This window comes from Dactylosporangium salmoneum (assembly GCF_039532525.1).
GTDB lineage: Bacteria > Actinomycetota > Actinomycetes > Mycobacteriales > Micromonosporaceae > Dactylosporangium > Dactylosporangium salmoneum.
Map to the genome: position 1 here is coordinate 50007 of NZ_BAAARV010000021.1, position 22813 is coordinate 72819.

The window sequence follows — 22813 nt, forward strand, 5'->3', positions numbered from 1 at the left end:
ACATAGCACGGCAAATCTGGCGGATCATCGAAGCCTCCGCTTGACAACACTCCTCACAGATCTTGGTCGACTGCTGTCTTACCTGGAGCCTCGCCTTCATCAATATTCGGGGCGCCCGCACCCACCGTGATCAGCTCGATCATGATGAAATGGCTCACTAGAGTGCGTCGGTATGGACACTGCCGAGCCCGACGGTCGTTACCGGTCCGTTGAGGATGGGCTTCCGCGGGAGGTCGTGGAGGCGCTCGCGGAGCATGGCCACCTGGACCTGCTGCGCCGGGAGGCCGACGATGGCGACTACGAGTGCGCCGACATGTTGGGCCGGCTGCTGCGGGCACGCGGCGAGCCGCCAGCGGCGGCCCTGGCGCTGCTCCGGCCGTTCGTCAACACGTCATGGGCGGCGCGGGCGACGGACCACATCGCCGAGATCCTCGCGGAGGAGGGCGACGTCGTCGCGGCGATGGCAATGCTGCGTCCGTTCGCCGACGAGGGCCAGCGCGAGGCCGTGCAACGGCTCGGGATGTTGCTGGTTGGGCAGGGACGTGACGAAGACCTGCTCGCCATGCTGCGGCAAGGGCTGGCCGACAACCTGTACCCGATTGACGTGGTGGTCGAGTTGACCCGGGGACTGGGCCGCGATGAGGCGGTGATTGATCTCCTGCGGTCGCGGATCGACGCCGGGCGGCGGGGCCTCGAAAGCTTGCTGGCCTCCGTGCTGGAGCGCGACGGCCGTGTGGAGGAGGCAGTCACCGTGTTGTCGGCGAGTCTTCGCGGACGGTCTTACAACATCGAGGACGCCGAACAGCTGGCCGACCTCTTGGCCCGCCACGACCCGGCGGCGCTCGTCGACTTCGCTGCGGGCGACGGTCGCAACGGTCGCAAGTTTGCCACGCATCGCCTCGCTCGCTTGTGTGAGGAGCAGGGCCGGATCGACGACGCGGTGGCGGTGTTGGCGCCACTCGCCGCGCGGCTCCGGCGCAAGGAGGAGCACGGTCTTGTCCACTACGCTGTGGCATCGTGGCTGGGGCCAGTCTCCGCGGACGCTCTCGGCCGAAACGAGGCGTGGCTGCTCGCCGACCTTCTGGCCCGTCACGGTCGGGTGGAGGAGGCGATCACCGTGCTGCGGCCGGCGGCCTCCGCCGACCCGGCCCTCGTCCGCCCGCTGTGCCTGTTGCTGATCGGGCAGGGTCGGCCGGACGAGGCGCGTGCCGTCGTGGCCGAGGTCGTCGCTGAGGGCCGACCGGACCCGGTCAAGTTGCGCCTGGAGTGGATCGAGGCGCTAGTTGCATGCGGCCGCCATGAGCAGGCGATCGCCGAGCTGCGAACGGATCCCGAGGCGGGCAGCGGGTACGCACACGAGCGGCTGGCCGCACTGCTGGCCTGTTTCGGCTCTCCAGACGAGGCGATCGCCATGCTCGGCCCGGCCACCGAAGGGTGGGACCGTGTGTTGCTCGCGAAGGCGTTGATCCGCGCGGGTCGGCCTCAGGACGCGATCGCGACGATGCGCGCCGAGCCGACAACAGAGTGGGTGTGAGCTGGAGCGGCCGACCTGCACCGCCACGATGAAAATGGCTCACTAATCGCTCTTGCCATCGCCGCCCCTTTCCCAGCGAGATTCTCATTTCGAACCAGCGAAGTGACGCCGATGCACGGTTTGTCGACGGCACCGCGACGTCGTCGACAGCCTCCCAGTCTGCGCCTGCGCCACCACGTCACCGACAACAGTGAATGATGCTTGTGGCGTGACGTCGTTCGGACTCGTTGCCGCGCACGCGGCTCCCCGGGGCCCAGCAGCGCGGCGCGGGCCGGTCTAATTCGGCGTTCGGTCCAGTCGCCACCGGCTCCGTCCGGGCTTGAGATGTTCGCCAGCCTATTGGTCAACTTCGCGGTAGCAACGGGCTGAGCGCAGCCTCGACGGTGTCGTGCGCTGGGAGCTCGTAGCGGAACGCTGTTGCTGACAGAGGCGCTGTTGCGTTTGCTGATCGGAGGGCGCATTGAAGCGAGTGCTGCTCGGTCTTCAGATGGCGGTGGCGAGTTCGGTGAACGCTGCGGCGACGCGGAGTCCGCGCGGGGCGGCGATGCCGAGTTCGTAGTGTCTGCGGCACAGGTTCTGCATGAGGGCGTGTCCGGCGATGATCGTCTGCGCAGTCCGGTCGGTGCGTAGCCCGCGCATCGGTCTGAGCCGGTGTTTCAGCTGGCTATGGTCGGCCTCGACCCGGTTGTTGGCATGGCGTTCGACGTGGTGCCACGCCGCGGGGACCAGCTCGTCGAGGACGGCCGGGTACATCGGTGCCGCGTCAGTGACCACCTCGGAGGGCGTGACCTTCAACGTGGCCATCGCCCGGCGGAGGAACCGCCGTGCCGCTGCGGCGTCCCGACGGGCGGAGAGAAGTACGTCGATGACCTGGCCGTGCTGGTCGACGGCGCGGTACACATACCGCCAGACGCCGTTGACCTTCACATATGTCTCGTCGACGTACCACCTGTCGCCGGGTGCATGCCGACAGAACCGGGCCGCGTCAGCCAGCAGCGGTGTGAAGCGTTGGACCCACCGGAAGACGGTGACGTGGTCGGTCTCGACGCCACGCTCGACGAGGAGTTCTTCGACGTCACGGTAGGAGAGGTTGTAGCGCAGGTAAAGCCGGACGGCGACCATGATGACGTCGGGCGGGAACCGGAACCCGGCGAACGCCGACTGTGGTGGCAGGGCCGGACGCTGACGGTTCGAGTCCTTCACCGGTCAAGCCTGCCTGACCTGGGAACGCTCAACGCAACGGACCCCTTCTGGCCAGGATCAATCCCGGACACGGACCACGGTTGACGGCGCTACCGTGCGATCTGGTCTGGGCCACAACATGGATGGCCGACGCGAACGAGGCCATCGCGCCGAGGATCGGCCTGCCGAAACTCCCAGTGGTGATCTGGCCGGAACCATCCGACACCGACGAGCAGGACGAGCGGAACGGGCTGCACTGGAAGACCCGAGCGCTCATCGCCTGGGCTGCAGGTCGTCCATTCGCCTGGGTTGACGACGAGATCGCCGACACCGACCGGGCCTGGGTGTCCGCACACCATCCAGGACACGCACTGCTTTACCGGGTCGATCCCCGTCAGGGACTCACCGACGCCGACTACACCGCACTCGCAGAGTGGCTCCATAGAACTCGCGACACACCGCCGTCTGAAGCGGCTCGAGAATTTGAGCCAGGAACGACCTGCGGCTGCGACACTGTCGGCATGGCGGAACCTCGTTTCGAGATTCTCGACATCGTGCAGATCGGCGACCAGCCCAGACTCGCCGTGCCCGGTCTGACCGGCCAACGCGGTGCCATCACACAGATCCGCGAGCACCCCGGGCCGCGCTTCCGGTACTCAGTGCGGAGCCTGGTCGACGACGATGACGAGATCGGTGGCCTTTACTCCGAGGAAGACCTCCTTCCCACCGGGGAACGAGCATCACCGGCCCTCTTCGCACTGCCGGGCGGGTTTCGCATACGAGAGATTGTTCAGGTGTCGGCCACCTACGAAGACCCGAAGGTCGCCGGCCGGACCGGCGTCGTCGACGGCACCTACACCGGCGAAGGCGGCATAGGCATTCGGATCGAAGAGCTCGACGAGTCCGTCATCGTCCACCCACAGTTCCTCACACCGACCGGCGATCGGCTGCCCGCCCCGCACGCTGGACGCGCCGCGTCATCAACCCAAGTCAGCGCGGACGGCCAAATCAGAGGACAGGCCAGCTACATCATCGTCGACGAAATCAGCCGGTACCTCTGACCCACGACCTATCGCTGTTGCCCTCACCCGGCGACGGAACGCGTAAGAGCCACGACACGCCCGACCGTCAAACCCTGCCAAGATTCCGCCGTGACTTTGGGTCACAACAGGGCCCTGACCGCGGCGTCGAGCAGCTTCAAGATCATTTCGGTTAAAGCTGCATTCGATGCCCCCTGCCGCGGACCGACCCGACCCAGCGACCCCGCCTTGTGGACATCCGTGACAACCTCATCGCCCGCATCGCCGAAGCCGAACGCGAAGGCTGGGGCGGAGAAGCCGAGGGACTCAAGGTCAGCCTGGCCGCGGCGAAGGCCAAGCTCACCCAACTCGACAACCTCATCGCCCGACGCTCGACCGCCGTCAACCTAGGCATGCCGACCTTCGCCGACATCGCCATGCGCACGACCACCACCACTACCGCTGCGACGTGACCGCGACAGCTGTGAATATCCATGGTCGCCGGAGAACGACACCACATACGCTCCACTCATGCGCAGTGTGTTCGTGTTCCCTGCAGGTGAGCGAGCTGAGACCGTCGCCTCACTTGATCGGCACCTGCCGCAGCAGCGCGATCCGTGGACTCTGGCCGGCAACCTCTACATCAACATCGACGATGAGCAGACCGGCCGCCTCTTCGCTGACTGGGACCCCGACGACGTGGCGGTCCTCGAAGCGACCGTCGGACACCGCCCCACCTGGGCGGTCCAGATCGACATCTCTGGGCGGATCGACGGCACCCCGAAGGTTCACCAACTGGTCGCGCTGCTGCTTGAGCGCGGAGGCGTGGCGATTGACGACTACTCCGCCCATCCCTGGACCCTGCAGGAAATCGAGTCCGGAGCCGTGGTCGACGGTCTGCGCTTCTTCGACTTTCGCGCCTACCACGAACTCCACCGCGAACACTGACATTCAGGGCTCGGTTACCGCTCACGCGCAAGTTCAGAGAAGGGATCCACGGCCTGAACACCCGCCGCCGACCCGCCTGGAACCGGGCTTTGACTTCAGCGACCGCCCGACGCGTGGTGCGTTCCCCACCGGTGAAGCCCATCGCGGTGATCCGCCGGTGCACCACATCGGCTCGGACCCGGCCTCCGGAACGCGCGACCAACTCCTCGATCTTCGGCAGGTACTCGTCGATCGGACGAACCCGATGCGTCCGCGATTCGGGACTCTGCCCTGCTTCCCGCAACTTCACATAACGGGCAACCGTGTGATGGTCACACCCGGCCAACTCCGCTGCCGCACGGTAACTACCCGTGAGGTCGTACGCCTCCAAAATTTCCACGATCTCCCTGCCGCTCTTCACCGGCCGACCCTTGCCGACCAGCACATAGACATGATCAGCGGGGAGGTAACTGGCCATCTGCGGGGAGATCCCTGGCCACCAGCGGGGTGGTAAATGGCCGCCTATGGGGAGCCAGTATCTACTGGCCGCGGACATGATTGCTGCAACTTTCGCGTGAGCTGGCCGATGTGGTGTGCGAGATGTCATGGTTTTTGGCCTGCCGGAGGACCTTTTCGCGACACATTGCGTGACACGATCGGGGTAAGCCCGTATGGTGCTCTGACCTCATCCGTTCGGCCACCTTACGGTGATCATGGTCGATTCACCCGAAGTTGGCATGTCGGGTGAGCTGCATGGATGGTTACGTTCGGCGTATTGCTCGATAACGAGGGGTAGTAGTGAAGGTGGCGGCGCCCCTACTATGAGGGATGAGCAACCAGGCATGTGCCCACCCTGGGAGGCTTCGATGACTGCGTCAACGCACATACACCGTCCGACCGTCACCGAGATGAGCCAGTCCGAATGGAACGACGCCGTGGAGCGCACACTGAAGCGCCTACACCTGACGTACGACCAGCTCAGAGACATGGGACATCAGCGCAGCTTCACCTCCCTGGCCGCCAAGAAGCTCTGGCTGGCCATCCGTGAGCAAGAAGGACGTTGCTCTCTTCCCGCAGACTAAGCGGTTCGCCGACCAGCTACAGACGCTGCTCAACCGCACCGTCTGCGACAACGCGCGAGTCGACGGTAAGATCTACCCCGACTGCATGCAGTCGGTCGTCGGCACCGACCTCGAGGACTTCACCTCCAACCCCATCAGGCTGCGCACCGGCACTGCAACGCCTCTCTAGCTCGACCTCGGCGTCTACCTGATGCTGGATATGACCGAGGGCACCTTCCTCACCGTGCGTTCGTCGGTCTGCGCGCTCATGGTGGGGGACGACCAGGACGAGGTCCTGCACTACGACTACGACCGGGACAAGGACCAGTACGCCGAGGCGCACGTCCAGATCCAGGCGCGCCATGCGGGCTTGGAGAGCTTCCTCGGCGACCTCGGACGCAAGGAAGTTGACGCGCTGTCCAAGCTTCACCTTCCGGTCGGCGGCCGGCGCTTCCGGCCCGCCCTGGAAGACCTGCTGGAGTGCCTGATCAACGAACGGATCGTCGATCCGCATCCGGGCTGGAAACAGGTCCTGGACGAGAGCCGCCAGAAGTACCGCGACAAGCAGATCGCCGCCGCCGTGCGCCGCCAGCCCGAGATCGCTGTCAACGAGTTGCGCCGTCTGGGCTACGGCGTGACCGACGATGCAACCTTCTTCGCTCGGATCAAGCAGATGTTCAGCGGCCCACCCGGTTCTCGCGCGAACTCGAGGAAGCAGGCGCATTCCAAGGGCCGCCGCCACTAGCCTGTCGCACGCCTCAGGCGGCACCGCGGCTCCGTCACCCGACCAGGCGTACGCTAGTCGTCGCCCGAATCCCAACTGGCGTCAGGCGTGCTCGCCTGCCGTTGCGGCCGCTGCACTCCCGTTGTCGCGCCGTGCGTTGCCCCGGCGGGCGTCCTTCTCCGCCTTCAACACCGGCGGCTGCGGTTCAGGACCGATGTCACGAGCGATCTTGTGCACCTCGAGGTCTGCCATCCTGGCGCGCATGCTCATGCTCGTGTCCATGGTGAGCAGCCGAACCCGCCGGCCAGCAAGGGCCTGAATCGCGCAGGCGCGGTCCACGATCTCGTCATCCGCCTCGGCCATTCGCACGTGCCCGGGCTGATCGAAGAACACCTCAACCGTGACTTCGCCGCGAGGCATCCCACCCGCCTCAGCGACAGCTCTGAAGTTGTCAGCAGAACGCAGCCGGGCGACAGCCCGCCGATTCCGGAGAAGTTCGTCCAGAACACCAAGCGTGTGGCCGGCACGCCAGCGGCGATCGTTCGCCCCGCTCTCCTTGAGCCGGTCGAGCTCGTCGACCACGACGAGCGGCAGCACCAGCCGGATGTCGTCGAAGTCCCTGCCGAGCTCCGCCGCATAGTCGATGTCGCGGATCTTGTTCGGGTGCGACATGAAGACGCTCGTGTCGACGACTACCAGCAGCCCCGGCCTGCTGTCCCATCGATCGATCTCGGCCTTCAGCGTGCGACGGGCCAGGTCGAACAGTTCGCTTCGTTCAGTGATCTCCATGTCGAGCACCGGATTCACAACGCGCGGATGTACGTCCAGCATGTTGCGCAGCTGCGACAGCTGAGGCGTGAGCACAAGGCGATCGATGTCGCTGCGCTGGATCTGGTTCCGTAGTAGCCTCGCCGTCTCCATTGCCCAGTCCAGATAGCCGCCCGGGTTGCCGTGGTGGTTCGAGATGATGGTTCCCTGCCCATACAGCAGGTCCAGCACGTGTCGGCGGTCAGCGCCGGGCATCGGAGTCACAAGCACCACGGGATCCTGCCACCGGTTTGCGGCTCGGCGCACCGTAGATACGACGGGTGCAAGTCGACCTACCGGGTGTGGCTGGACCGCTTCACGCTGCGGCTCAGCCGTTCAGCGGAGCCAATCCGGCAACCGCGCTGCCAGACCCCCGCCATGACCGACCCGTCGCGACAGGAACCTTTCGGCAGACCGTCGACCTGGCCGCAGCATGCGCAGTCCAGCGAATTCGCGCCGTACATCGGGCCACCGCTGTACGCGCCTGCGCCGCCGCCCCGGCGCAGGCGGAACCGCACCGGCGTGTGGATCGGCGTGGTAGTCGCCGCGGAACGCACGTCGCGTCCCACACCCGCCCAGCAAGGATCCGGAACCTTCATCTCCTGCACAGCACCGCATCCAGCAAGGCCCCTACACAACGACCCCGCCTTCCGCGCTCGTGGCGCACTTAAAAGTCAAGGTTAGAGCTTGCGATGCAAACCGATCGACGGGACGGATGGCGACGGGGCCGAGCGAGCCCAAGACGCCGACCGCGTACAACATCTGCTGCGAGCCGATGCGTTGTCAGCGACCGAAGATGAACAGCAGTGCCCAGGGCCACAACGCCAGCGCCAGCCCGATGGCGGCGGTCCGTGCGTCGACGAACCGTGACTTTGCCAGCGCCACAACAGCGAACCGGCAACGCCATGACAATAGCCAGGACCGCAGTAACCACACTCACCAGGAAGATGGGCACGAGAACCGCATCGCGGGTTTCACCGGCCTGATTGATCACGAACGTCAGCGAGAACGCGCCACACGAGACGGTTCCGAGGAAGGCTACCCGGATGGCCCACGACCGGACCTTGGCACGCGGCTGCTCGACCGCGACACGCGCCGGAACGATCGCTGGCGACGCTTGTGGCCCGGCAACCTTGCGCGTGTCGACGCGGGCGTTCGCCGGCGCCCGCCGGGATGGCTGGGCTGGTCGCGACGCTTTCCATTGGGAAAGGCTCACGAACGCGCCGACCGCCGCGGCTCCTGCGCTGACAACAGCAGCGAACACCGAGACGCCCTCACCTACAGCCATGTGGCAATTGTCGAACGGCTCGCATCGATTGCTCCTGACATTTTGCCGACTGGGGGACGCGTTAGGGCACAGTTGCGTTGAGGGATCGGTGGACGGTCGAGCCCGTGTCGGGGCGCTGTTGCGTTGCGGGATCGACGGACGCGGTCAACCCTGTCCGCCGCCGGTACGCGGACCTCCCTTGCGGAGGACCGCCCTTTTGTGGATACGAAGAAGGGCGCTCGAGCCCGGGACCGAGTGTCTCCTCCTCGACGTGGTTCTAGCGTGCCCCTTCGCCGCGACGTGGTTGTCGGCGGTGTCACGACACTTGTCGTCACTCAGGACCGTTCGCCGTACGCCGTCGGCGTGACGCGGTTCTCGGCGCGTCGAGTTCGGCGCGGGATCCGCTCGAGGCCGCTCGACCTGAGCAACGGATGTCCGGCCGATGTTCCAACGGCGCGTTCGGCCCATAGACAGGGTTGGGTGACGCTGGCAGGTTCACGCTATGACATGGCGGCTTCCCGATGCCCTGCAGACGGCCGACGACAATGCCGCCGTCGGCCTACTCACACGGTACTTCGGCCGGCCCTATCTCAGTCCCGGATGCGCCGACGGCGCCTACTTCGATAGCTGGGCTACCGAGTCCGATCCGTTCCGGTTTACGGCTGACGACCTGATCGCGATCAAGTTCCTTTCGGTGGAGGCGCCCAAGACCGCGGTACGCGAACTGCTCCGTGACCGCGCCGACGAGTTCTCGAACTTGTTGATCAACTTGGGCACCGACCGGGATCTGGCCTGCGAGCAACAGCCGCTCGACGACGGGTGGGCCGGTTGGCCATTGATGCGCCAACTGCGCGGCATCCCTGGTATCGGTACGACGACCGCTTCGAAGTTGTTGGCGCGCAAGCGGCCTCGGCTGCGGCCGATCTGGGACGTGGTGGTCGCTGCGGTCACCGACACGGTGGCGACCCAGTGGGAACCGTTGCGCGAGGCGCTCCGCGCGGATGAGTGTGCGCTGCACCATCGGTTACTGCGCCTGCGGGACCAGGCTGGTCTTCCGGACTCCGTGAGCGCCCTGCGCGTGCTGGATGTCATTGCGTGGCGCGAGGGCAAAGACCGCGGTCTGTAGGACGGAGACGCATTAATGTCGGTCACCCACTGGATCTACCCGACCAACGAGCGGAGCGACTACTACCTGGCCAGCGCTGGCGGGGAGACGGAGGTGTCACCGCAGCGGCTGCTCACCGGTATCGAGCAACATCCCGACGACATTGATCCGTGGCTGCTGCGCACCGGGTTCCGCACGATGCGGCCCGGCGATGCGGTGTGGGTCTACGCTGCCGATCCGTACCAATACATTTGCGCCGTAGCCCAAGCGGTCGACATCTACCCAGACGCAGACGAATGGTGGGTATCACTGCTGTGGAGGGTCGATGCCAGCCGGAAGCTGATGCGGGACCCGATCCCACGGTCGGCGTTCGGGCAGATCGCCCAGCGGGCGGCGGTACGTGCCGACCGGACGACCGCCGCCGTCCTCGGTGGTTGGCTGCACTCAGCGCGGATTCGACTCACCGATCTCGACAGCGGCGCTGCGCCGTGACCGGCGAGTCGGCCGAAGCGGTACTCGAAGCCGCACACATCGAACCGTACCGAGGCCAACACAGTCACGCCATTACGAACGGCCTGCTCCTGCGCGCAGATCTGCACACCCTCTTCGACCTGCACCTCGTAGCCGTCGACCACAACGGCAACCTCGTCGTGTCGTCGCACCTGGACGGCTCCTCCTACGCAACCCTGCAGGGAAGGCCGCTGAGGCTGCCCCAACAGCCCGCCCACCGGCCGTCCAAACGCGGCCTCGCCGCACACCGCAAAATCCTGGCGTGACCATGGGTGGGGGTTGTCTATACGGGGACAACGGTCCCAGCGGACGCCCGGGTCGGAGGGCGCCGGAATGTCCCATGGGCGGTCGGGACGGATTGTCCCAAGGCGATGCGGTAGAGCGCGATGTTGGCGCGGCGGTCACAGTGTCGGCACCGAAGCGCTGCCAACCTCGCCCACTCGCCGCGCCAGGTCAGTTTGCCGTCGCCAACAGTCGACCGGCCTTGCATCGATGCTGCAGGTGACGCTTAGCTCGAACGTGCAGACGCAGTTCCGGCGCCCTCCCTTTGGGGATAAGCGCCGGACCGACGCTACGGGGGACCGGCGAGCAACCGCTCTAACGAGGCCGAGGCCCCGAACCGCCCCGCCCCCTGCGGGATGCCTACCCCATAACGGTGATCGTCCACGAGCACTCAGAGTTGACCTGAAGATAGTGCTGGCCAGCGTCTGCGTGCTGCGGCACCGAATCGTTGCCCTTCTTGTCCAGCTCGTTGACCAGGACGTCCTGCGGCGCCCCGCTGTCGTCGTACTCGAAGACCTGGAAGTTGCCGCTGCTGCCGAATTTCGAACAGTCGTACGAGTAGACAAGCGTCCACTCGGCGCCGGTCGTGAACATCGCGGTCTTCTTGATCCCGTTGCCGCTGACCTTGATGATCTGCTTCGGCTGGGCTGCGGCCTGGCTCGTTGGCGGCGGCGCGGCTTGCGTCGTTGCAGCTTGCGTCATCGCGGCTTGCGTTGTCGCGGCTTGCGTCGTCGCGTCCTGGGTTGCCGGCGGCTGGGCACCGGCTGCGGTAGTTGCCGGGGTGGCTGCCCCGCTCGTGTTGTTGGTCTTGTTGCCGCTGGTAGCGGCGGCGATGACGACGCCGCCGCAACATAGGACCACCACTGCGGCCACGACGATCAGGACGGTTTTTCCGGCGGAGCGCTTCTTCGTAGGCGCGGCGGGCGGGATCGGGTAGCCGGGCGGCGGGGCCGCGGGTGGCCCGTACTGGGGTTGCGGGGATGGCTGCCAGCCTCCTTGGGCTGGCTGCTCAGGGGTTCCGGGGAGTGTCACTGGATCATGGTGGTGGCGGATGATTCCGGAATGTCACCGGACGATCAGCCACATCGGGTCCTCCACCCAGATAGCGGCGCCGAGCGCGGACACTCGTGCGTCCCGTGTTCGATGGCCGCGGCAATTGCTGGTGGTCAGGGACTCGGCAGCGGTTCCTCCAACCGCTACGGTCAACCCGGCTTATTAGAACAATGGTTCGTATATCGTGCTGCTGTGGGATCGCGAAACCGTGACCGGGAGATCGCCGGGGCGACGACGTAGTACCTGGCTACCTTCGTCGGCTCCAGAAGGCGACTGAGGCCCTCAACCGGGCGGCGATCCAGATGGATCCAGGCACTGTTGCATTGAAGGTCGAATGCGGTGACGGCACTCCGCGCGAGGCATTGCAGCGTATCCGTCAGCATGGAAGCGGTCGGATTGCCTGGTCTACACGCGGACGGGCACGGACGAGAGGTCACTTGAACAGTCGAGCTGCCTAGGAGCAATCCAGATCCACAATAGACAGTTGGATCGCGCGTTTGCGCAGGTAGATCGCGGTGCGCCTCGACGTGTATTCGCGATTCCCGACGATTAAAAGTCCGCAGCTCTGCCATTGAGCTAGCAGCCTCATGCGCGGCGTTTCGGCAGCCCAGTCCAGGTTAGGGCCATTTACACGGGGAGATAGAACCTCGCCTCGCCGACAGCCATCAAGCTCGCTCTGGCAGCAGGCGAGCAGCCACCGAGCAACCGGGTAGACCGCCATCGACGACCTCTGGGGCACCTCCGTGCCCGCGCACAGTGACGCTCGGACTGACCGGTTGTCCTGCTGGTCATGGCAGGCTTCGCGGTCCGACCGGGTTGGCCGAGAGGTCCTCGGTCGCCTTCGCGGGCTGCTGGGCCAGGTCCTTGACCTCGCTGGTCACCACGGCGAAGCCCCTTGCCCGCGTCGCCGCCCGTGCCGTCTTGATGGTGGCGTTCAGTGCGACGTCAGAACGCCGCCCCCGGTTATCCACAGCCACGGATTGATTCTTGAACGTCACCGCTCCGCACGGCACCCTGGACCAGTCCATCGATCAGACCCGACGGGGGAAGCCGTGGAACCAGAAACCCGCCCAGACGATTGGCGCAACCTACGCCGAGCGCCAGCCTGGCTCGCGTTCGTCACCACCGGGATCGTCCTGCTCTACGGCATCGCCAATCTGATCGGTACCGTCCGCGACAACCTGTTCAACGCCACCCACACCGTCTTCTGGGCCATCGGCGCGGTCCTGCTCGTCGGCGCCTGCGCCACCGCGGTCAACCTGCTGCGCGCCGATGACCCCGACGACCAGGCCGGGCTGTCCGCCGGCACCGCCGTCCTCTGGGCCCTCGGCGTCTTCGTCATCATGTTCGGCGAGAACCTGTGGGGCATGCTGTGACCGCTCTGCGTGTCACCCGCCCCGTTCTCGACGACGCCGCCCACAACCTCAACGAGGTCGGCATCCAGACCGGGGTCGCCGTCACCTACCTGCACGTCGACGCGCGTGTCGACGCCCAGCCGAGCCTGCTCGGTAAGCTCATCACCGGCCACCAGGACATGCTCGACCATCTCGAGACATGGCTGGCCCGGCTCAAGGAGCTCGCCGACGACTCCCACACCGAACTGATCCGCGCCGGCGACTACTACGGCTCCACCGACCAGCAGGCCGCCGCCCAGTTCGATGCCACCGTCCCGGCGACCGACTTCGGCCGGTACCCGGGCGTCGACCACCCCAGGTGGGGATGTTCTTCGCCGGTGGCTGGGAGGCGTACGCGCGGGCCGGTGACGCGCTGGCGCATCTCGGCGACTTCTGCGAGACGACCGCGGCGAACCTGGGCTACATCGCCGCCGACCTCGACGAGGGCTGGGACGGCAACGCCTCCGACGCAGCCGTCGCCTACTTCTCCGGGGTGGCACAGACGGTGTGACAGCTGGCCGGGCCCCTACGTGAGGCGCGCGGCAAATACCTCGAGACGGCGAAAGGCGTATGGCAGCTCGCCAACCAAGCGGCAAACCTCGCCGAGGCGCTCGTCGACTCGTGCCTGGTCGCCGCGGCGGCGAACGCGGCCGGCACCGCCCTGATCGAGACCGGGGTCGGTGCGGTAGTCGGCTACGGCCTGGCCGCGATGGAGATCGCCAACGCGATGAACATCATTGCGAAGTTGACGCAGATCGTGGTCACCGCCGACATGGTCGTCTTCTCCGGCATGGGGTTCATCAAAATGCTGGAAACCCGCTTCGCAGATGAGGGGCTGATGGACTTCGACATGGACTCCGCTGAAGGGGCCACGCTGCGCCGGGCGCCGATGCGGGCACTGGCGGGCGGTGTGGCAGGCGACATGTGGGCGAAGATCGGCCGGGACGTGCTGGACGGCGGGCTGGCACTGCGGGACGTGGCAAGGTCCGGCGCGTACGGGGACCTGTTCACCGATGCCGCCGACCGGCTGACGCGATACCGGGCCAAGGTCGGTGAGATGGCGTTCAACGAAGAGGGCCGCCGGGCGGGCGAGGTCTTGGCCGAGCTCCGCCGCGACGACCCGGCGTGATGTGCCGGCCGGGCAGGCCGTCAGCAGTCGGGCGGCATCATGGCGTCGGCGTCAGGGGCGCCGGTGCCTCCCTGGCCGCCTGAGGTCAGCCCGTTGTGTCGAAATGCGCCGCCGCTTCGCCGCGGCAAACACCGCCGTTGGCGGAATGGCCTCCGCTCTTCTGCCGATTCCCGGCGGGTCGCGAGCTTCGAGAATGGGCTGGTGGTCCTCGAATGGCTGTCTTCGCTGCGGAACGGGTCGGTCGATCCCCAGGCCGTGGCCACGATCGTGGCCGTCGTGTCGCTTCTGGTCCTCGTCCGGATGTGGTTCTGGCTGCGGTACACCCTGTTTCCCGACCGCCAGGGCGTCCCCTTGCAGATCCGGCGCGCACGGGTGCCACGCGGCAAGCACGACGGCGACAGCGATCCGAGCCCGGCCGAGGCGGCCGACCCGGTGGCGCTGCGCACGGCGACGCTCATCGAGATCCAAACCGGCGTGATCGCCTTCGTGGCGGGCGACCCGAGCCGCAGGCTCTCCCCCGGCAGCATGCGCACGGTGTCGCCGCCACCGACGCCGCCGGCCGCGGGCATGCCGACGATCGCGTGGCTGTGGTACCTGCTGCGATGGCTCTTCTCCGGCGGCCAGCGACCCGCGTTCGAGGTCCACCTCGACCTGCTGAACTCCGGTGAGACGGACCGGGTGGTGGCGGTCGCCGTGAGCATCATCCGCCGGCCCGGCGCACGCCTGGTCGCGGCGCACACCTACAGCGGCGACGCAAAGACGATCATTCGGGAGATCGGATCCTTCTGCCTGCAACAGGTCCGCCAGCAGCGAGCGGTCCGCAAGCGCACGCCCCCGTGGGAGCAGTGGGGTTCGCCGCACGCGTACGAGTTGTACCGCGAGGGCCTCGTCGAGAAGACCCGGTGGATCGACACCCGCGCCGCGGAGCGCGATGCGACCGATCACAAGATAGCCCGGGCGCTTGACCACTTCAACGCCGCGGCTCGCCGGGACCAGTCCAACGCGCTGCCCCGGCTGGCCGCTGCCGCGCTGTACGAGATGGTCGGCGACTACTCGCCCGCCATCAGCTACTACGCGTTCTGCCGGGATCAGTGGCCGGTCATCTTCGAGGCCGCCTATCGCCTGCTCACCACCATGCACCGAGCGGACCTGCCGTCCGACGAGTTCCGGCGGCTGGCGGAGCAGCTGCACGCGGACATCCTGATGGACCTGCGGCTGCCGAGCATGCTCAAGCGCTGGCTGCGGGCCGATGCCGGCACCCGCATCTACCTGCGCAGCCTGATGCGGCAGCCGGCCCATTCGGCACCCTGGTTCCGCGGACCCGACCGCCGCCATCAGTACCGGTCCGCCACCGAGGCCGCCCTGCTGTCGCTGCTCATGTGGGACAACGCGCGGCGCGCGCACGACAGCGCGGACCCTGACGTGCGCGCCCACGTGCGGCGAGACGTGGAGAAGCTGTTCGCGAGGCTGGCGACCCTGCACGGGCTGCCGGTGGACCAAGCCGTGCAGACCCTGCTGCACCCCGGTCAGCCCGCCCCGGCGAACAGGGACGGCCGGCCCGAGCACAGCCCGGAACAGCACACGGCAATGATCGGCGGCATCAACTACGCGCTGGACAAGCACCAGGGAAAGGCCATCGGCTGGATGGCGCATTACAACACCGCGTGCTTCCTCGCTCACGCGTTCAGGCTGCCTCCGGACTGCCGTCCCTGGACGGCGGCGGACCCGGCCTGGGCGGAGGACTGTCTCGCGGCCGTACGGCGCCAGCTTCGCCTCGTCTACAAGGACCCCACCAACGAGCTGGACCACAACTGGATCAACCGGGACGAGGACCTTGCCGTGGTCAGGCACGCGCTCATCGGGGCGGACGCCTCCGGCCCGGGCGAGGGCGTGAACCCGCAGCTCGCCCGCTCCATGGAATGGCTCACCCTCGAATACCGGCGGCCGGCGCTTCGCGACGACGCCCCGACCGTCCCGGCCCAGGCCGGCGGATAGCGGCAGGGCTGCGGCCGGCTGCTCGCTGATAGTGCACCTGATCATGTACTCATCGTCGGCTGCGCCTTGCCGGATGAAGGTGAACCCGGCGGTCACTACTGGTGGTCGTCGGTCTGTCGGAGGTTGTCCGGACCCTCGTCCGATTCGGTGCCGTTCTCGGTGGCGTCCGCAACGCGCCGGCGGCGTGATCCTCGAGGACGTCGGAGAGGCCGTGGGTACTCGGGGTGGCGCCAGCGAGCCTCATACGCCCAGCCGTATCCCGGGGGGAACCCCAATCACCCTCGCACCGAGCAGCTTGGCCAGTTGGACCGCGAACAGTGGCACGCCGCCCGAGCCGATAGTCAGCACCGTGTGCCCGGGCTGGATCCCAGGACCGTCCCCGGTCAGCGCGTTCCACGCGGTGACCGCGGCGCACGGCAGCGTCGCGGCCTCGGCGTACGAGAGGTGTTCGGGGACCGGGACGAGGGCTTGCTCCGGCAGGACGGCGAGTTCGGTAAGCAGGCCGTCGAGGGAGCCCCCAAGTTGTGGCAGGTATGCCGGTTCCAGGGGGCCGTCCAGCCATTGCGGGAACAGCGCGGCGGTGACCCGGTCACCCGGTCGCACCCGCTGGACACCTGGCCCCACGGCAATGACCTGCCCAGCACCGTCGGATACGGGGATGACGTCCGGTTTGACCGGCAGCACGTACTGCCCCCGCAGCACCAGCAGTTCTCGGAAGCTGAGCGAGACGGCGTGGACCGCGACCGCGACCTCGCCGATACCTGGCGTGCGCGGTTCGTGGGTACGCAGCGACAGCCCATCGATGCCGTCGCCGCTGTTGACATGGTAACTGCGCACGGACGAGGGCAGCGTCGCAGTCATCGCGGTCATCCCTCGATGAACTGGTAGTCGCTGACGATGCGCCCGTCCGCGCCGAGCACGAGGATCTCCAGCCCGACACCGGCCACGTCGCCACCGTCGCGAGGCACCATCTCCCAGCGAAACTTGACCACGTCGTGGAGCCGTTCGGCATCCCCGCGGGAGCGGAACACGAAGGTGCCCGGGGCGATGAACTCCTCGTACGCGCGCGCCACCCGAAACTCCAGTGCGTCATGCCCGCGCGCCTCCAAGACGAGACGATCGAACCCCAGGCCCTCGGCGGCCTGTCGCATTTCCTGAGGCGGCTGCAGGACATGGACCCCGTCGGTGGACCAGAGCTCGCGAACGGCGGCGCGGCGACGGTCCGGGTCGGGTTCGCTCCACACCGCGACGTAGCGGTCGGTGAGGTTCTTCAGGTCGATGTCAGCCATCGTGATCCTTCGGTCGTGGATGATCGTTGCGACCACGACTGTGCTGCGCCGGACGCGCCGCGACAATTCCCCGGAGGGAATCGCCGAGCGGCGCGGCATCCGGTACACAGGAGGAATGATCACCGAATCCGCGAGCGGCGGACTCGCGGCTGGGTTGCGCACGTGGCGCACCCGACGACGCGTCAGCCAACTCGAACTGGCGGTGCGGGCCGGCACCACGCAACGGCACGTCAGCTTCATCGAGAGCGGGCGCTCAACCCCCGGCCGGGCGATGATCATACGGCTGGCCGAGTCGCTGGAGGTGCCGATCCGCGAACGCAACGAACTGCTCCTCGCCGCCGGATTCGCGCCCGCGTACCCACAGCGCGAACTGGACGACCCCCGGCTGGCACCCGTCCGGACTGCCCTCGAACGCATCCTGCACGGCCACCTGCCGTACCCGGCCGTGATCGTCGACCGGCACGGCGAGCTCATCTCCGCCAACGCCGGCTTCCACATGATCACCCGCGGTGTCGACCCGCATCTGCTCACCCCGCCCGTGAGCGTCCCCCGGGTCCTGCTGCACCCCCGCGGTCTCGCACCCCGCATCGTCAACCTCGACGAATGGGCTTGGCACATCATCGACCGCGTCCAAGCCGAGAGCGTGCGCAACCCGAGCGACCGGCTCCAGCGCCTCGCCGAGGAACTCATCGACCTGGCACCCCCGCGGCCACGGCAACTCTCGCCACACCACCTGGGGTTCGCGGTGCCGCTGCACCTACGCACGAGCGACCCGGACAGCCGGGAACTGCGGCTCATCACCACACTCACCCACTTCGGCACCGCCACCGACGTCACCATCGCCGAACTGCGACTGGAAGCATTCCTCCCGGCCGACGAAACCACCAGCGCCGCACTGACCGAACTCGTTACGTGGTGAACAGCATCCGCTATGCCGCTGTCAGCGCGTCAGCCTGGCCTGTTGGCGATGGCTATAGCCTCCTGGCCGTGTCGTTCCGCCGTAGAGGTGCACGCGGTCGTCGATGTCGCGGTCCGGTGCGCCCTGGATGAACCGGTCAGGCTCGACCTGGCCGTTGCTGACGTGTACCACCCACTCCTCGTAGAACCAGCTGGGGTTACAGGCGCAGCCGGTGAACCGGAAGTTGGCTCGATACCGGCCGATCTGCCCCGGCGCGAGCGTGAACAACCGGGCAGGTCCATGCTGACGCGGGAATGCCGCCCGGCCCGGCAACCGCTCGACGATCATCGCCGCATCGTCGAGGCTGAGCCACAAGCCGCAGTCACGGGCCAGCCCGGCGCCGGCGGCGCGTACCTCGTCGTGCCGCATGTAGCCGCTCGGCTCATCGGCCAGCACCTCATGGATGACTAGGTCGCCCTGTCGGCAGCGCCGCGGGCAGCACGACCGGGCGGTCCAAACCGCGGCGAGCATTGGCCTGCGGCGCCCCACGCCGTCGAGGTCACCGAAGCGTGGTCATGGCGGCGACCACCCGGGCCCACTCCTCGTGGTGGGCCCGGGTGATCGCCTCGCGGACGTCGATCACGCGGACAGGAACGGCCGCACCTCGATCTTCCGGTTGCAGGCTTTCGACCCCTCGGCGGCGAGCTTGAGCGCCACGTCGAGGTCGGGGGCCTCGATGATCCAGAAGCCGGCGAGGTATTCCTTGGACTCCAGGAAGGGCCCGTCGGTGAACAGCGCCTCCCCGCCCCGGTTGTCGATGACGGCGGCCGTGCCGGGCGAGGCGAGGCCGCCGGCGAAGACCTAGTGGCCCTCGGCCTGGAGCCGGTCATTGAACACATCGATCGCAGCGTCCTCGTCCGGGGTGGCGAGACCGTCAACCGCCCTCGGGCAGGTAGGGAGGGTCGAGGAAGATCACGGAAATCAGGTACTGCATCTGAAGATCATCTCCTCTGGGTCAAGACAGTGCGGTACGCCGGTCAGGTGCTTCAGCCTCCTGCATACTGCGGGCGCCCGGCCGGCCGGAAGACCTGGATCGTCACGCCCTTCGAGTCGACCCGCGACTCGACCAGGTCGAGCGCAAGATCCGGACCGGTCTCCGGGAACAGTCTCGCGCCCAGGCCAACGATCACCGGGATCACGATCAGAGTCATCTCATCGACCAGATCGTTCTCCAGCAGCCACCGGACCAGGGCGCCGCTCCCGTGCACCTGCAGTTCACCCCCGGGCTTGGCCTTCAGCTCACTGATGGCCGCCGCGAGGTCACCGCGGAGAACGGTCGTGTCCTCCCAACGCGGCGCGGTGAGCGTGGTCGAGGCAACGTACTTGGGGGCCTCGTTCAAGGCCACGCCGATGGGATGTGCGCGCATCTGGTCGATCGATCCCCAGGAGCCGGCGAACAAGTCATAGGTGCGCCGGCCGAACAGGAACGCCTCGGCCCGCTGGTAGGTCTGCGTGATGAACGTCCTGGTCCCGTCGTCGCCCTTCCCCAGGGCCCATCCGCCGCGCTCGAACCCATTCGGGTGGTCGTCCGTGGGGGCGCCGTTGTTCTGCATGACTCCATCAATGGAGATCTGGGTCATGGTCGTCAGCTTCATGATCGCGGTCCTTTGCCTGAGCGCTACCCCTTGTGGGTGGCCTCACCCCTGCTACGAACACCACCGCCTCGATCCGACACCCCCCTCCCGGACTTCTTTGAAGAGTTTTCCGGGACGCCGGTCGTCATCGCTCCGACAACACGACAGTTTTCGCAGCGACTGCGCTCCGCCTCCTCAAGCACGCCCAGTGCGGACAAACTGGTTCTGGCGCAAAGACGGGATGCTGTTGGTGATCTTGGTTGCTTGATCGGTTTCGGGTGCGTCGCTGCCGGAACTGAACGCTTCCTGATGATGGGATAGCGGGATGTCGATGGGTCGGGTTTCGGGTTCGGCTGTTCCGGTGGAGACGGTTCGGGTGGCGTGGGCGGCGAGCCCGAAGGGCACGCCGGCGATGTTGATGCGGGATCGGTTGCAGGACTTGTTCGTCGACGACGACTTCACTGACTGGTTTCCTGTGGACGGCCGTCGTGGGGTGTCGCCGGCCCGGTTGGCGTTGGTGTCGGTGTCGGTGTTGCAGTATGCGGAGAACCTCACCGATCGGCAGGCGGCGCGGGCGGTGGCGTGTCGCATCGACTGGAAGTACGCGTTGGGGATGGAACTGGCCGAGCCCGGGTTCGACCACTCGGTGCTCAGCGAGTTCCGGGACCGGCTTGCCGAGGGCGGCCGGGCGGATCGTCTGCTTGCGTTGATGGTCGATCGGCTGGCGGAGGCGGGGCTGGTGCAGGCGCGGGGCCGGCAGCGCACGGACTCCACGCATGTGCTCGCGGCGGTTCGCCGGCTGAGCCGGGTGGAGCTGGTCGCGGAGACGATGCGCGCCGCGCTGGAGGCCCTGGCGAAGCTGGATGAGGTGTGGCTGGCCGGTGTGATGCCGTTGGAGTGGGCCGAGCGCTGTGGCCGGTCGGTGCGGCACGAGCGGCAGCCGACAGGTGCGGCTGCGGTGCGGCAGTACGTGGAACAGGTCGGTGCCGACGGCATTGCCTTGCTGCAGGCCGTCTACGGCCCGACGGCCCCGGCAGCCTGGCGGACAGTGGCCGCCGTCGAGGTGTTGCGTCAGGTCTGGGTGCAGCAGTACTGGTATGACGAGTCCGGGCAGCTGCGGTGGCGGGAGGCGAAGCTGTCCCGAGCTCGCAAGAGCCGGGAAGGCACGATTCGGCGGCGCTCCAGCACCGCGGCGGCCGACGACGATACGGAGCCTGCTCGAGTGCCGTGGTCCAGCGTGGAGGTGGTGTCGCCGCATGATCGTCAGGACCGTGCCGCACACCAGCATGAGCGACCGGCGGCCCCGAGGTCAAAGCCGCCGGGCAGAAGGCGTTCTCCGCGGCCGCCCGGACCTGCGGGCCCCCGTGACCACAGCAACCATGTCACCGGCACGCTACGAGTCCATCGACCATGCTCATCACCCCGTTTCCTATGACCTGCGCCACACCTGACGCCGCCGGACAACGACGACCGGTACCAGCGCCACCCCCCGCCGCCGCGACGAGGGTCAGCTGCGGGTTCAACCCGTCTGCTGTCGTCGAGCGATAGGGAGTTGTCGTGCTGCCCGGTCGTGGTGTCGCGGGTCGGGTCACGTCCACTTCGCGGCACAGTGCGCTGCCGCCGACGCCGTCGAGGCACAATCGGCCGCACGCGCATGCCGCGAGGTACTCGTCACGACAGTGGTTCATGGCGTGTCGATCGCGTTCGTGATGACGTTGCGTCGGTGGGGGCTCCGCTGCCCAAGCGAAGCCATCTGCGAACCCCCACCAGCATCGAGTTCCGCTACCAGCCGCGGCTGCGTGTCGGTTGATGGGTGAGCGTCATCGCGAGTGCACAGAACTCACCGCTCGGGCCAGTAGCTCCTTGAGCGGGCGGCCGGTGGCGGCGGCGACATCGGCCAGATCGTCGTACTCCGGTTGAGCGTTGACGACGACGCCGCCGAGCTGTGCGTACTTTACGCGCACTCGATGGCCGTCCAGTTCCACGGTGCCTTCGGTGCGCAGGAGCGCCTGCTTGCGTACGGGTGTCTCGCGTACGCCGATCGTCGAGGTTTCCCGGAAGAGGGCGAAGCGAACCGCCATCGCCAGCTCGGGCGACGTCAACGCTGAGACGGTGTGCGCAGGGCGACCCTTCTTCATGAGCACGGGCGTCAGCCAGGCGTCGTCTGCACCGGCGGCGATCAGCCGTTCCAGGACGGCCGGCCACAGTCGTGGATCCAGGTCGTCGACGTTCGCCTCGAGCAGGACTGAGCCGACGAACGGATTGTCGTCGTCCTCCATCACACGATCACCGACGAGGACGCGCAGGACGTTCGGGGCTTCTGGGAAGTCAGCCGTCCCAGCGCCGGTGCCCGAGCTCGCGATTCGCATGGGAGGCATCGGGCCCCAGTGGTCAACGAGCGTGGCGAGCAGCGCGGCTCCTGTGGGCGTGCACAACTCCCGCGCGACCGGACCCGCAGCGATCGTCGCTGCGGTGGCGCTCAGGAGCGACACCACCGCCGGGGCCGGCACCGGGAGGAGGCCGTGCGACGTGCGGACCGTGCCGGAGCCCACCGCTACCGTGTCCGCACCGATGTGGCGCAGATCGAGGTCCTCGACGGCTGCGCAGACGCCGACGATGTCGGCGATGGCGTCGAGTGCGCCCACCTCGTGGAAATGCACCTCCTCAGGAGAGACGCCGTGGACCAGACCCTCCGCCTCGGCCAACCGCTCGAAGACTGCGACAGCGCGCTCTCGGACCCGGTCGGGCAGCCGGGCGTCCTCCAGCATTCGCCGAATCTCTGCCCACCTACGGTGGTGATGCGACTCCGCCGCGATGACGTGCGCCTTGATCGCGGCCATCCCTGCGCGGCGCACGGGCTGGAGGGTGATGTCGATGTCCTCTACCCCTAGCGCAGCGATCGAGGCGCGTACCGCGGCGAGGGAGGCGCCCGCGTCCAGCAACGCGCCGAGGAGCATGTCACCGCTGGCGCCAGAAGCACACTGCAACCACGCGTCGGTCACA

General features: G+C 67.3%; 25 protein-coding genes and 3 pseudogenes. 16 read left to right on the plus strand and 12 right to left on the minus strand.

All coding sequences use genetic code 11. From position 1 onward, the window contains the following. The first annotated feature begins 172 nt into the window (after nucleotides 1-172). Complete coding sequence (locus ABD352_RS12400) at nucleotides 173-1534, plus strand: tetratricopeptide repeat protein (RefSeq protein ID WP_344612453.1); 1362 nt, start codon at nucleotides 173-175, stop codon at nucleotides 1532-1534. A 483-nt stretch (nucleotides 1535-2017) separates the two neighbouring features. Here the strand turns inward: ABD352_RS12400 and ABD352_RS12405 are convergent, their stop codons facing one another. Next, nucleotides 2018-2707, minus strand: coding sequence for an IS6 family transposase (locus tag ABD352_RS12405; RefSeq protein WP_344612585.1), 690 nt, complete (start codon nucleotides 2705-2707; stop codon nucleotides 2018-2020). Between the two features lie 152 nt (nucleotides 2708-2859). Here ABD352_RS12405 and ABD352_RS57615 point away from each other — a divergent pair, with 152 nt between their 5' ends. The 3 genes from ABD352_RS57615 to ABD352_RS12420 all read left to right on the plus strand — a co-directional run bounded on the left by ABD352_RS57615 (nucleotide 2860) and on the right by ABD352_RS12420 (nucleotide 4683). Next, nucleotides 2860-3777 carry a hypothetical protein gene (locus ABD352_RS57615; RefSeq protein ID WP_425553528.1) on the plus strand — a complete coding sequence of 306 codons (918 nt, stop codon included), beginning with the start codon at nucleotides 2860-2862 and terminating at the stop codon, nucleotides 3775-3777. Nucleotides 3778-3986: 209 nt separating this feature from the next. Then, nucleotides 3987-4208 (plus strand): hypothetical protein, encoded by a 222-nt coding sequence (locus ABD352_RS12415; RefSeq protein ID WP_344612454.1) that lies wholly within the window; start codon nucleotides 3987-3989, stop codon nucleotides 4206-4208. Nucleotides 4209-4266: 58 nt separating this feature from the next. After that, the gene (locus ABD352_RS12420; protein ID WP_344612593.1) at nucleotides 4267-4683 is read left to right on the plus strand and encodes a hypothetical protein; all 417 of its coding nucleotides are present in this window, start codon (nucleotides 4267-4269) and stop codon (nucleotides 4681-4683) included. Nucleotides 4684-4726: 43 nt separating this feature from the next. Here the strand turns inward: ABD352_RS12420 and ABD352_RS12425 are convergent. Next, nucleotides 4727-5083 (minus strand): annotated as a pseudogene (locus ABD352_RS12425) (IS21 family transposase); the annotation flags it as partial. Nucleotides 5084-5706: 623 nt separating this feature from the next. On the opposite strand from ABD352_RS12425, the gene ABD352_RS12430 reads away from it, so the two are divergent. Together ABD352_RS12430 and ABD352_RS12435 are read left to right on the plus strand one after the other, a co-directional pair. Further along, nucleotides 5707-5913 (plus strand): hypothetical protein, encoded by a 207-nt coding sequence (locus ABD352_RS12430; RefSeq protein ID WP_344612455.1) that lies wholly within the window; start codon nucleotides 5707-5709, stop codon nucleotides 5911-5913. A 21-nt stretch (nucleotides 5914-5934) separates the two neighbouring features. Further along, entirely contained in the window at nucleotides 5935-6468 is a 534-nt protein-coding gene (locus ABD352_RS12435; protein ID WP_344612456.1) for a hypothetical protein, read from the plus strand. 81 nt (nucleotides 6469-6549) lie between these two features. On the opposite strand, the gene ABD352_RS12440 is transcribed toward ABD352_RS12435, so the two are convergent. Further along, complete coding sequence (locus ABD352_RS12440; protein WP_344612457.1) at nucleotides 6550-7446, minus strand: PIN domain-containing protein; 897 nt, start codon at nucleotides 7444-7446, stop codon at nucleotides 6550-6552. A gap of 604 nt (nucleotides 7447-8050) precedes the next feature. Between ABD352_RS12440 and ABD352_RS12445 the strand changes: the two genes are divergently transcribed. From ABD352_RS12445 to ABD352_RS12460, 4 genes are all read left to right on the plus strand, one after another. Further along, nucleotides 8051-8623, plus strand: a complete 573-nt coding sequence (locus ABD352_RS12445) for a hypothetical protein (protein WP_344612458.1) — start codon at nucleotides 8051-8053, stop codon at nucleotides 8621-8623. A gap of 400 nt (nucleotides 8624-9023) precedes the next feature. After that, a complete protein-coding gene (locus ABD352_RS12450) occupies nucleotides 9024-9647 on the plus strand; it encodes a DUF6308 family protein (protein WP_344612459.1) in 624 nt (207 codons plus the stop codon). Nucleotides 9648-9662: 15 nt separating this feature from the next. Continuing rightward, nucleotides 9663-10118 carry a hypothetical protein gene (locus tag ABD352_RS12455; protein WP_344612460.1) on the plus strand — a complete coding sequence of 152 codons (456 nt, stop codon included), beginning with the start codon at nucleotides 9663-9665 and terminating at the stop codon, nucleotides 10116-10118. After that, nucleotides 10115-10402 carry an HNH endonuclease gene (locus ABD352_RS12460; RefSeq protein WP_344612461.1) on the plus strand — a complete coding sequence of 96 codons (288 nt, stop codon included), beginning with the start codon at nucleotides 10115-10117 and terminating at the stop codon, nucleotides 10400-10402. The genes ABD352_RS12455 and ABD352_RS12460 overlap by 4 nt, the downstream gene beginning before the upstream one ends. 376 nt (nucleotides 10403-10778) lie before the next feature. On the opposite strand, the gene ABD352_RS12465 is transcribed toward ABD352_RS12460, so the two are convergent. Continuing rightward, nucleotides 10779-11450, minus strand: coding sequence for a hypothetical protein (locus tag ABD352_RS12465; protein WP_344612462.1), 672 nt, complete (start codon nucleotides 11448-11450; stop codon nucleotides 10779-10781). An 842-nt stretch (nucleotides 11451-12292) separates the two neighbouring features. Beyond that, nucleotides 12293-12415, minus strand: a pseudogene (locus tag ABD352_RS12470) (methyl-accepting chemotaxis protein); the annotation flags it as partial. A gap of 108 nt (nucleotides 12416-12523) precedes the next feature. Between ABD352_RS12470 and ABD352_RS12475 the strand changes: the two are divergent. The 4 genes from ABD352_RS12475 (at nucleotide 12524) to ABD352_RS12490 (ending at nucleotide 15989) form a co-directional block, all read left to right on the plus strand. Then, complete coding sequence (locus tag ABD352_RS12475; RefSeq protein ID WP_344612463.1) at nucleotides 12524-12847, plus strand: hypothetical protein; 324 nt, start codon at nucleotides 12524-12526, stop codon at nucleotides 12845-12847. 343 nt (nucleotides 12848-13190) lie between these two features. Continuing rightward, entirely contained in the window at nucleotides 13191-13376 is a 186-nt protein-coding gene (locus ABD352_RS12480) for a hypothetical protein (protein WP_344612464.1), read from the plus strand. Between the two features lie 198 nt (nucleotides 13377-13574). Further along, the gene (locus ABD352_RS12485) at nucleotides 13575-13994 is read left to right on the plus strand and encodes a hypothetical protein (protein ID WP_344612465.1); all 420 of its coding nucleotides are present in this window, start codon (nucleotides 13575-13577) and stop codon (nucleotides 13992-13994) included. Nucleotides 13995-14195: 201 nt separating this feature from the next. Further along, entirely contained in the window at nucleotides 14196-15989 is a 1794-nt protein-coding gene (locus ABD352_RS12490; protein WP_344612466.1) for a hypothetical protein, read from the plus strand. A 240-nt stretch (nucleotides 15990-16229) separates the two neighbouring features. Here the strand turns inward: ABD352_RS12490 and ABD352_RS12495 are convergent, their stop codons facing one another. Both ABD352_RS12495 and ABD352_RS12500 read right to left on the minus strand, forming a co-directional pair. Further along, complete coding sequence (locus ABD352_RS12495; protein WP_344612467.1) at nucleotides 16230-16850, minus strand: zinc-dependent alcohol dehydrogenase family protein; 621 nt, start codon at nucleotides 16848-16850, stop codon at nucleotides 16230-16232. A gap of 5 nt (nucleotides 16851-16855) precedes the next feature. Next, complete coding sequence (locus tag ABD352_RS12500; protein WP_344612468.1) at nucleotides 16856-17278, minus strand: hypothetical protein; 423 nt, start codon at nucleotides 17276-17278, stop codon at nucleotides 16856-16858. A gap of 154 nt (nucleotides 17279-17432) precedes the next feature. On the opposite strand from ABD352_RS12500, the gene ABD352_RS12505 reads away from it, so the two are divergent. Beyond that, complete coding sequence (locus ABD352_RS12505; protein WP_344612586.1) at nucleotides 17433-18197, plus strand: helix-turn-helix domain-containing protein; 765 nt, start codon at nucleotides 17433-17435, stop codon at nucleotides 18195-18197. Nucleotides 18198-18218: 21 nt separating this feature from the next. On the opposite strand, the gene ABD352_RS12510 is transcribed toward ABD352_RS12505, so the two are convergent. The 4 genes and pseudogenes from ABD352_RS12510 to ABD352_RS12525 form a co-directional block, all read right to left on the minus strand. Further along, nucleotides 18219-18632 (minus strand): hypothetical protein, encoded by a 414-nt coding sequence (locus ABD352_RS12510; protein WP_344612469.1) that lies wholly within the window; start codon nucleotides 18630-18632, stop codon nucleotides 18219-18221. A 183-nt stretch (nucleotides 18633-18815) separates the two neighbouring features. Beyond that, nucleotides 18816-19100, minus strand: a pseudogene (locus ABD352_RS12515) (YciI family protein); the annotation flags it as partial. A gap of 122 nt (nucleotides 19101-19222) precedes the next feature. Next, nucleotides 19223-19831, minus strand: a complete 609-nt coding sequence (locus ABD352_RS12520; RefSeq protein WP_344612470.1) for a dihydrofolate reductase family protein — start codon at nucleotides 19829-19831, stop codon at nucleotides 19223-19225. A 174-nt stretch (nucleotides 19832-20005) separates the two neighbouring features. After that, complete coding sequence (locus ABD352_RS12525) at nucleotides 20006-20215, minus strand: hypothetical protein (RefSeq protein WP_344612471.1); 210 nt, start codon at nucleotides 20213-20215, stop codon at nucleotides 20006-20008. Nucleotides 20216-20222: 7 nt separating this feature from the next. Between ABD352_RS12525 and ABD352_RS12530 the strand changes: the two genes are divergently transcribed. Next, nucleotides 20223-21245, plus strand: a complete 1023-nt coding sequence (locus ABD352_RS12530; RefSeq protein ID WP_344612472.1) for a transposase — start codon at nucleotides 20223-20225, stop codon at nucleotides 21243-21245. Between the two features lie 385 nt (nucleotides 21246-21630). Here the strand turns inward: ABD352_RS12530 and larC are convergent, their stop codons facing one another. Beyond that, nucleotides 21631-22812 (minus strand): nickel pincer cofactor biosynthesis protein LarC, encoded by a 1182-nt coding sequence (larC, locus tag ABD352_RS12535; RefSeq protein ID WP_344612473.1) that lies wholly within the window; start codon nucleotides 22810-22812, stop codon nucleotides 21631-21633. Nucleotide 22813 lies beyond the last annotated feature (1 nt).

Bases quoted from the DNA above. Each gene is read 5' to 3' on its own strand.
- ABD352_RS12520 (WP_344612470.1), bottom strand. From the start codon at position 19,831: ATGAAGCTGACGACCATGACCCAGATCTCCATTGATGGAGTCATGCAG.
- ABD352_RS12500 (WP_344612468.1), bottom strand. From the start codon at position 17,278: ATGGCTGACATCGACCTGAAGAACCTCACCGACCGCTACGTCGCGGTG.
- ABD352_RS12530 (WP_344612472.1), top strand. From the start codon at position 20,223: ATGTTGATGCGGGATCGGTTGCAGGACTTGTTCGTCGACGACGACTTC.
- ABD352_RS12485 (WP_344612465.1), top strand. From the start codon at position 13,575: ATGGAGATCGCCAACGCGATGAACATCATTGCGAAGTTGACGCAGATC.
- ABD352_RS12400 (WP_344612453.1), top strand. From the start codon at position 173: ATGGACACTGCCGAGCCCGACGGTCGTTACCGGTCCGTTGAGGATGGG.
- ABD352_RS12445 (WP_344612458.1), top strand. From the start codon at position 8,051: ATGAACAGCAGTGCCCAGGGCCACAACGCCAGCGCCAGCCCGATGGCG.
- ABD352_RS57615 (WP_425553528.1), top strand. From the start codon at position 2,860: ATGGCCGACGCGAACGAGGCCATCGCGCCGAGGATCGGCCTGCCGAAA.
- ABD352_RS12450 (WP_344612459.1), top strand. From the start codon at position 9,024: ATGACATGGCGGCTTCCCGATGCCCTGCAGACGGCCGACGACAATGCC.
- ABD352_RS12420 (WP_344612593.1), top strand. From the start codon at position 4,267: ATGCGCAGTGTGTTCGTGTTCCCTGCAGGTGAGCGAGCTGAGACCGTC.
- ABD352_RS12455 (WP_344612460.1), top strand. From the start codon at position 9,663: ATGTCGGTCACCCACTGGATCTACCCGACCAACGAGCGGAGCGACTAC.
- ABD352_RS12495 (WP_344612467.1), bottom strand. From the start codon at position 16,850: ATGACTGCGACGCTGCCCTCGTCCGTGCGCAGTTACCATGTCAACAGC.
- ABD352_RS12480 (WP_344612464.1), top strand. From the start codon at position 13,191: ATGTTCTTCGCCGGTGGCTGGGAGGCGTACGCGCGGGCCGGTGACGCG.
- ABD352_RS12435 (WP_344612456.1), top strand. From the start codon at position 5,935: ATGCTGGATATGACCGAGGGCACCTTCCTCACCGTGCGTTCGTCGGTC.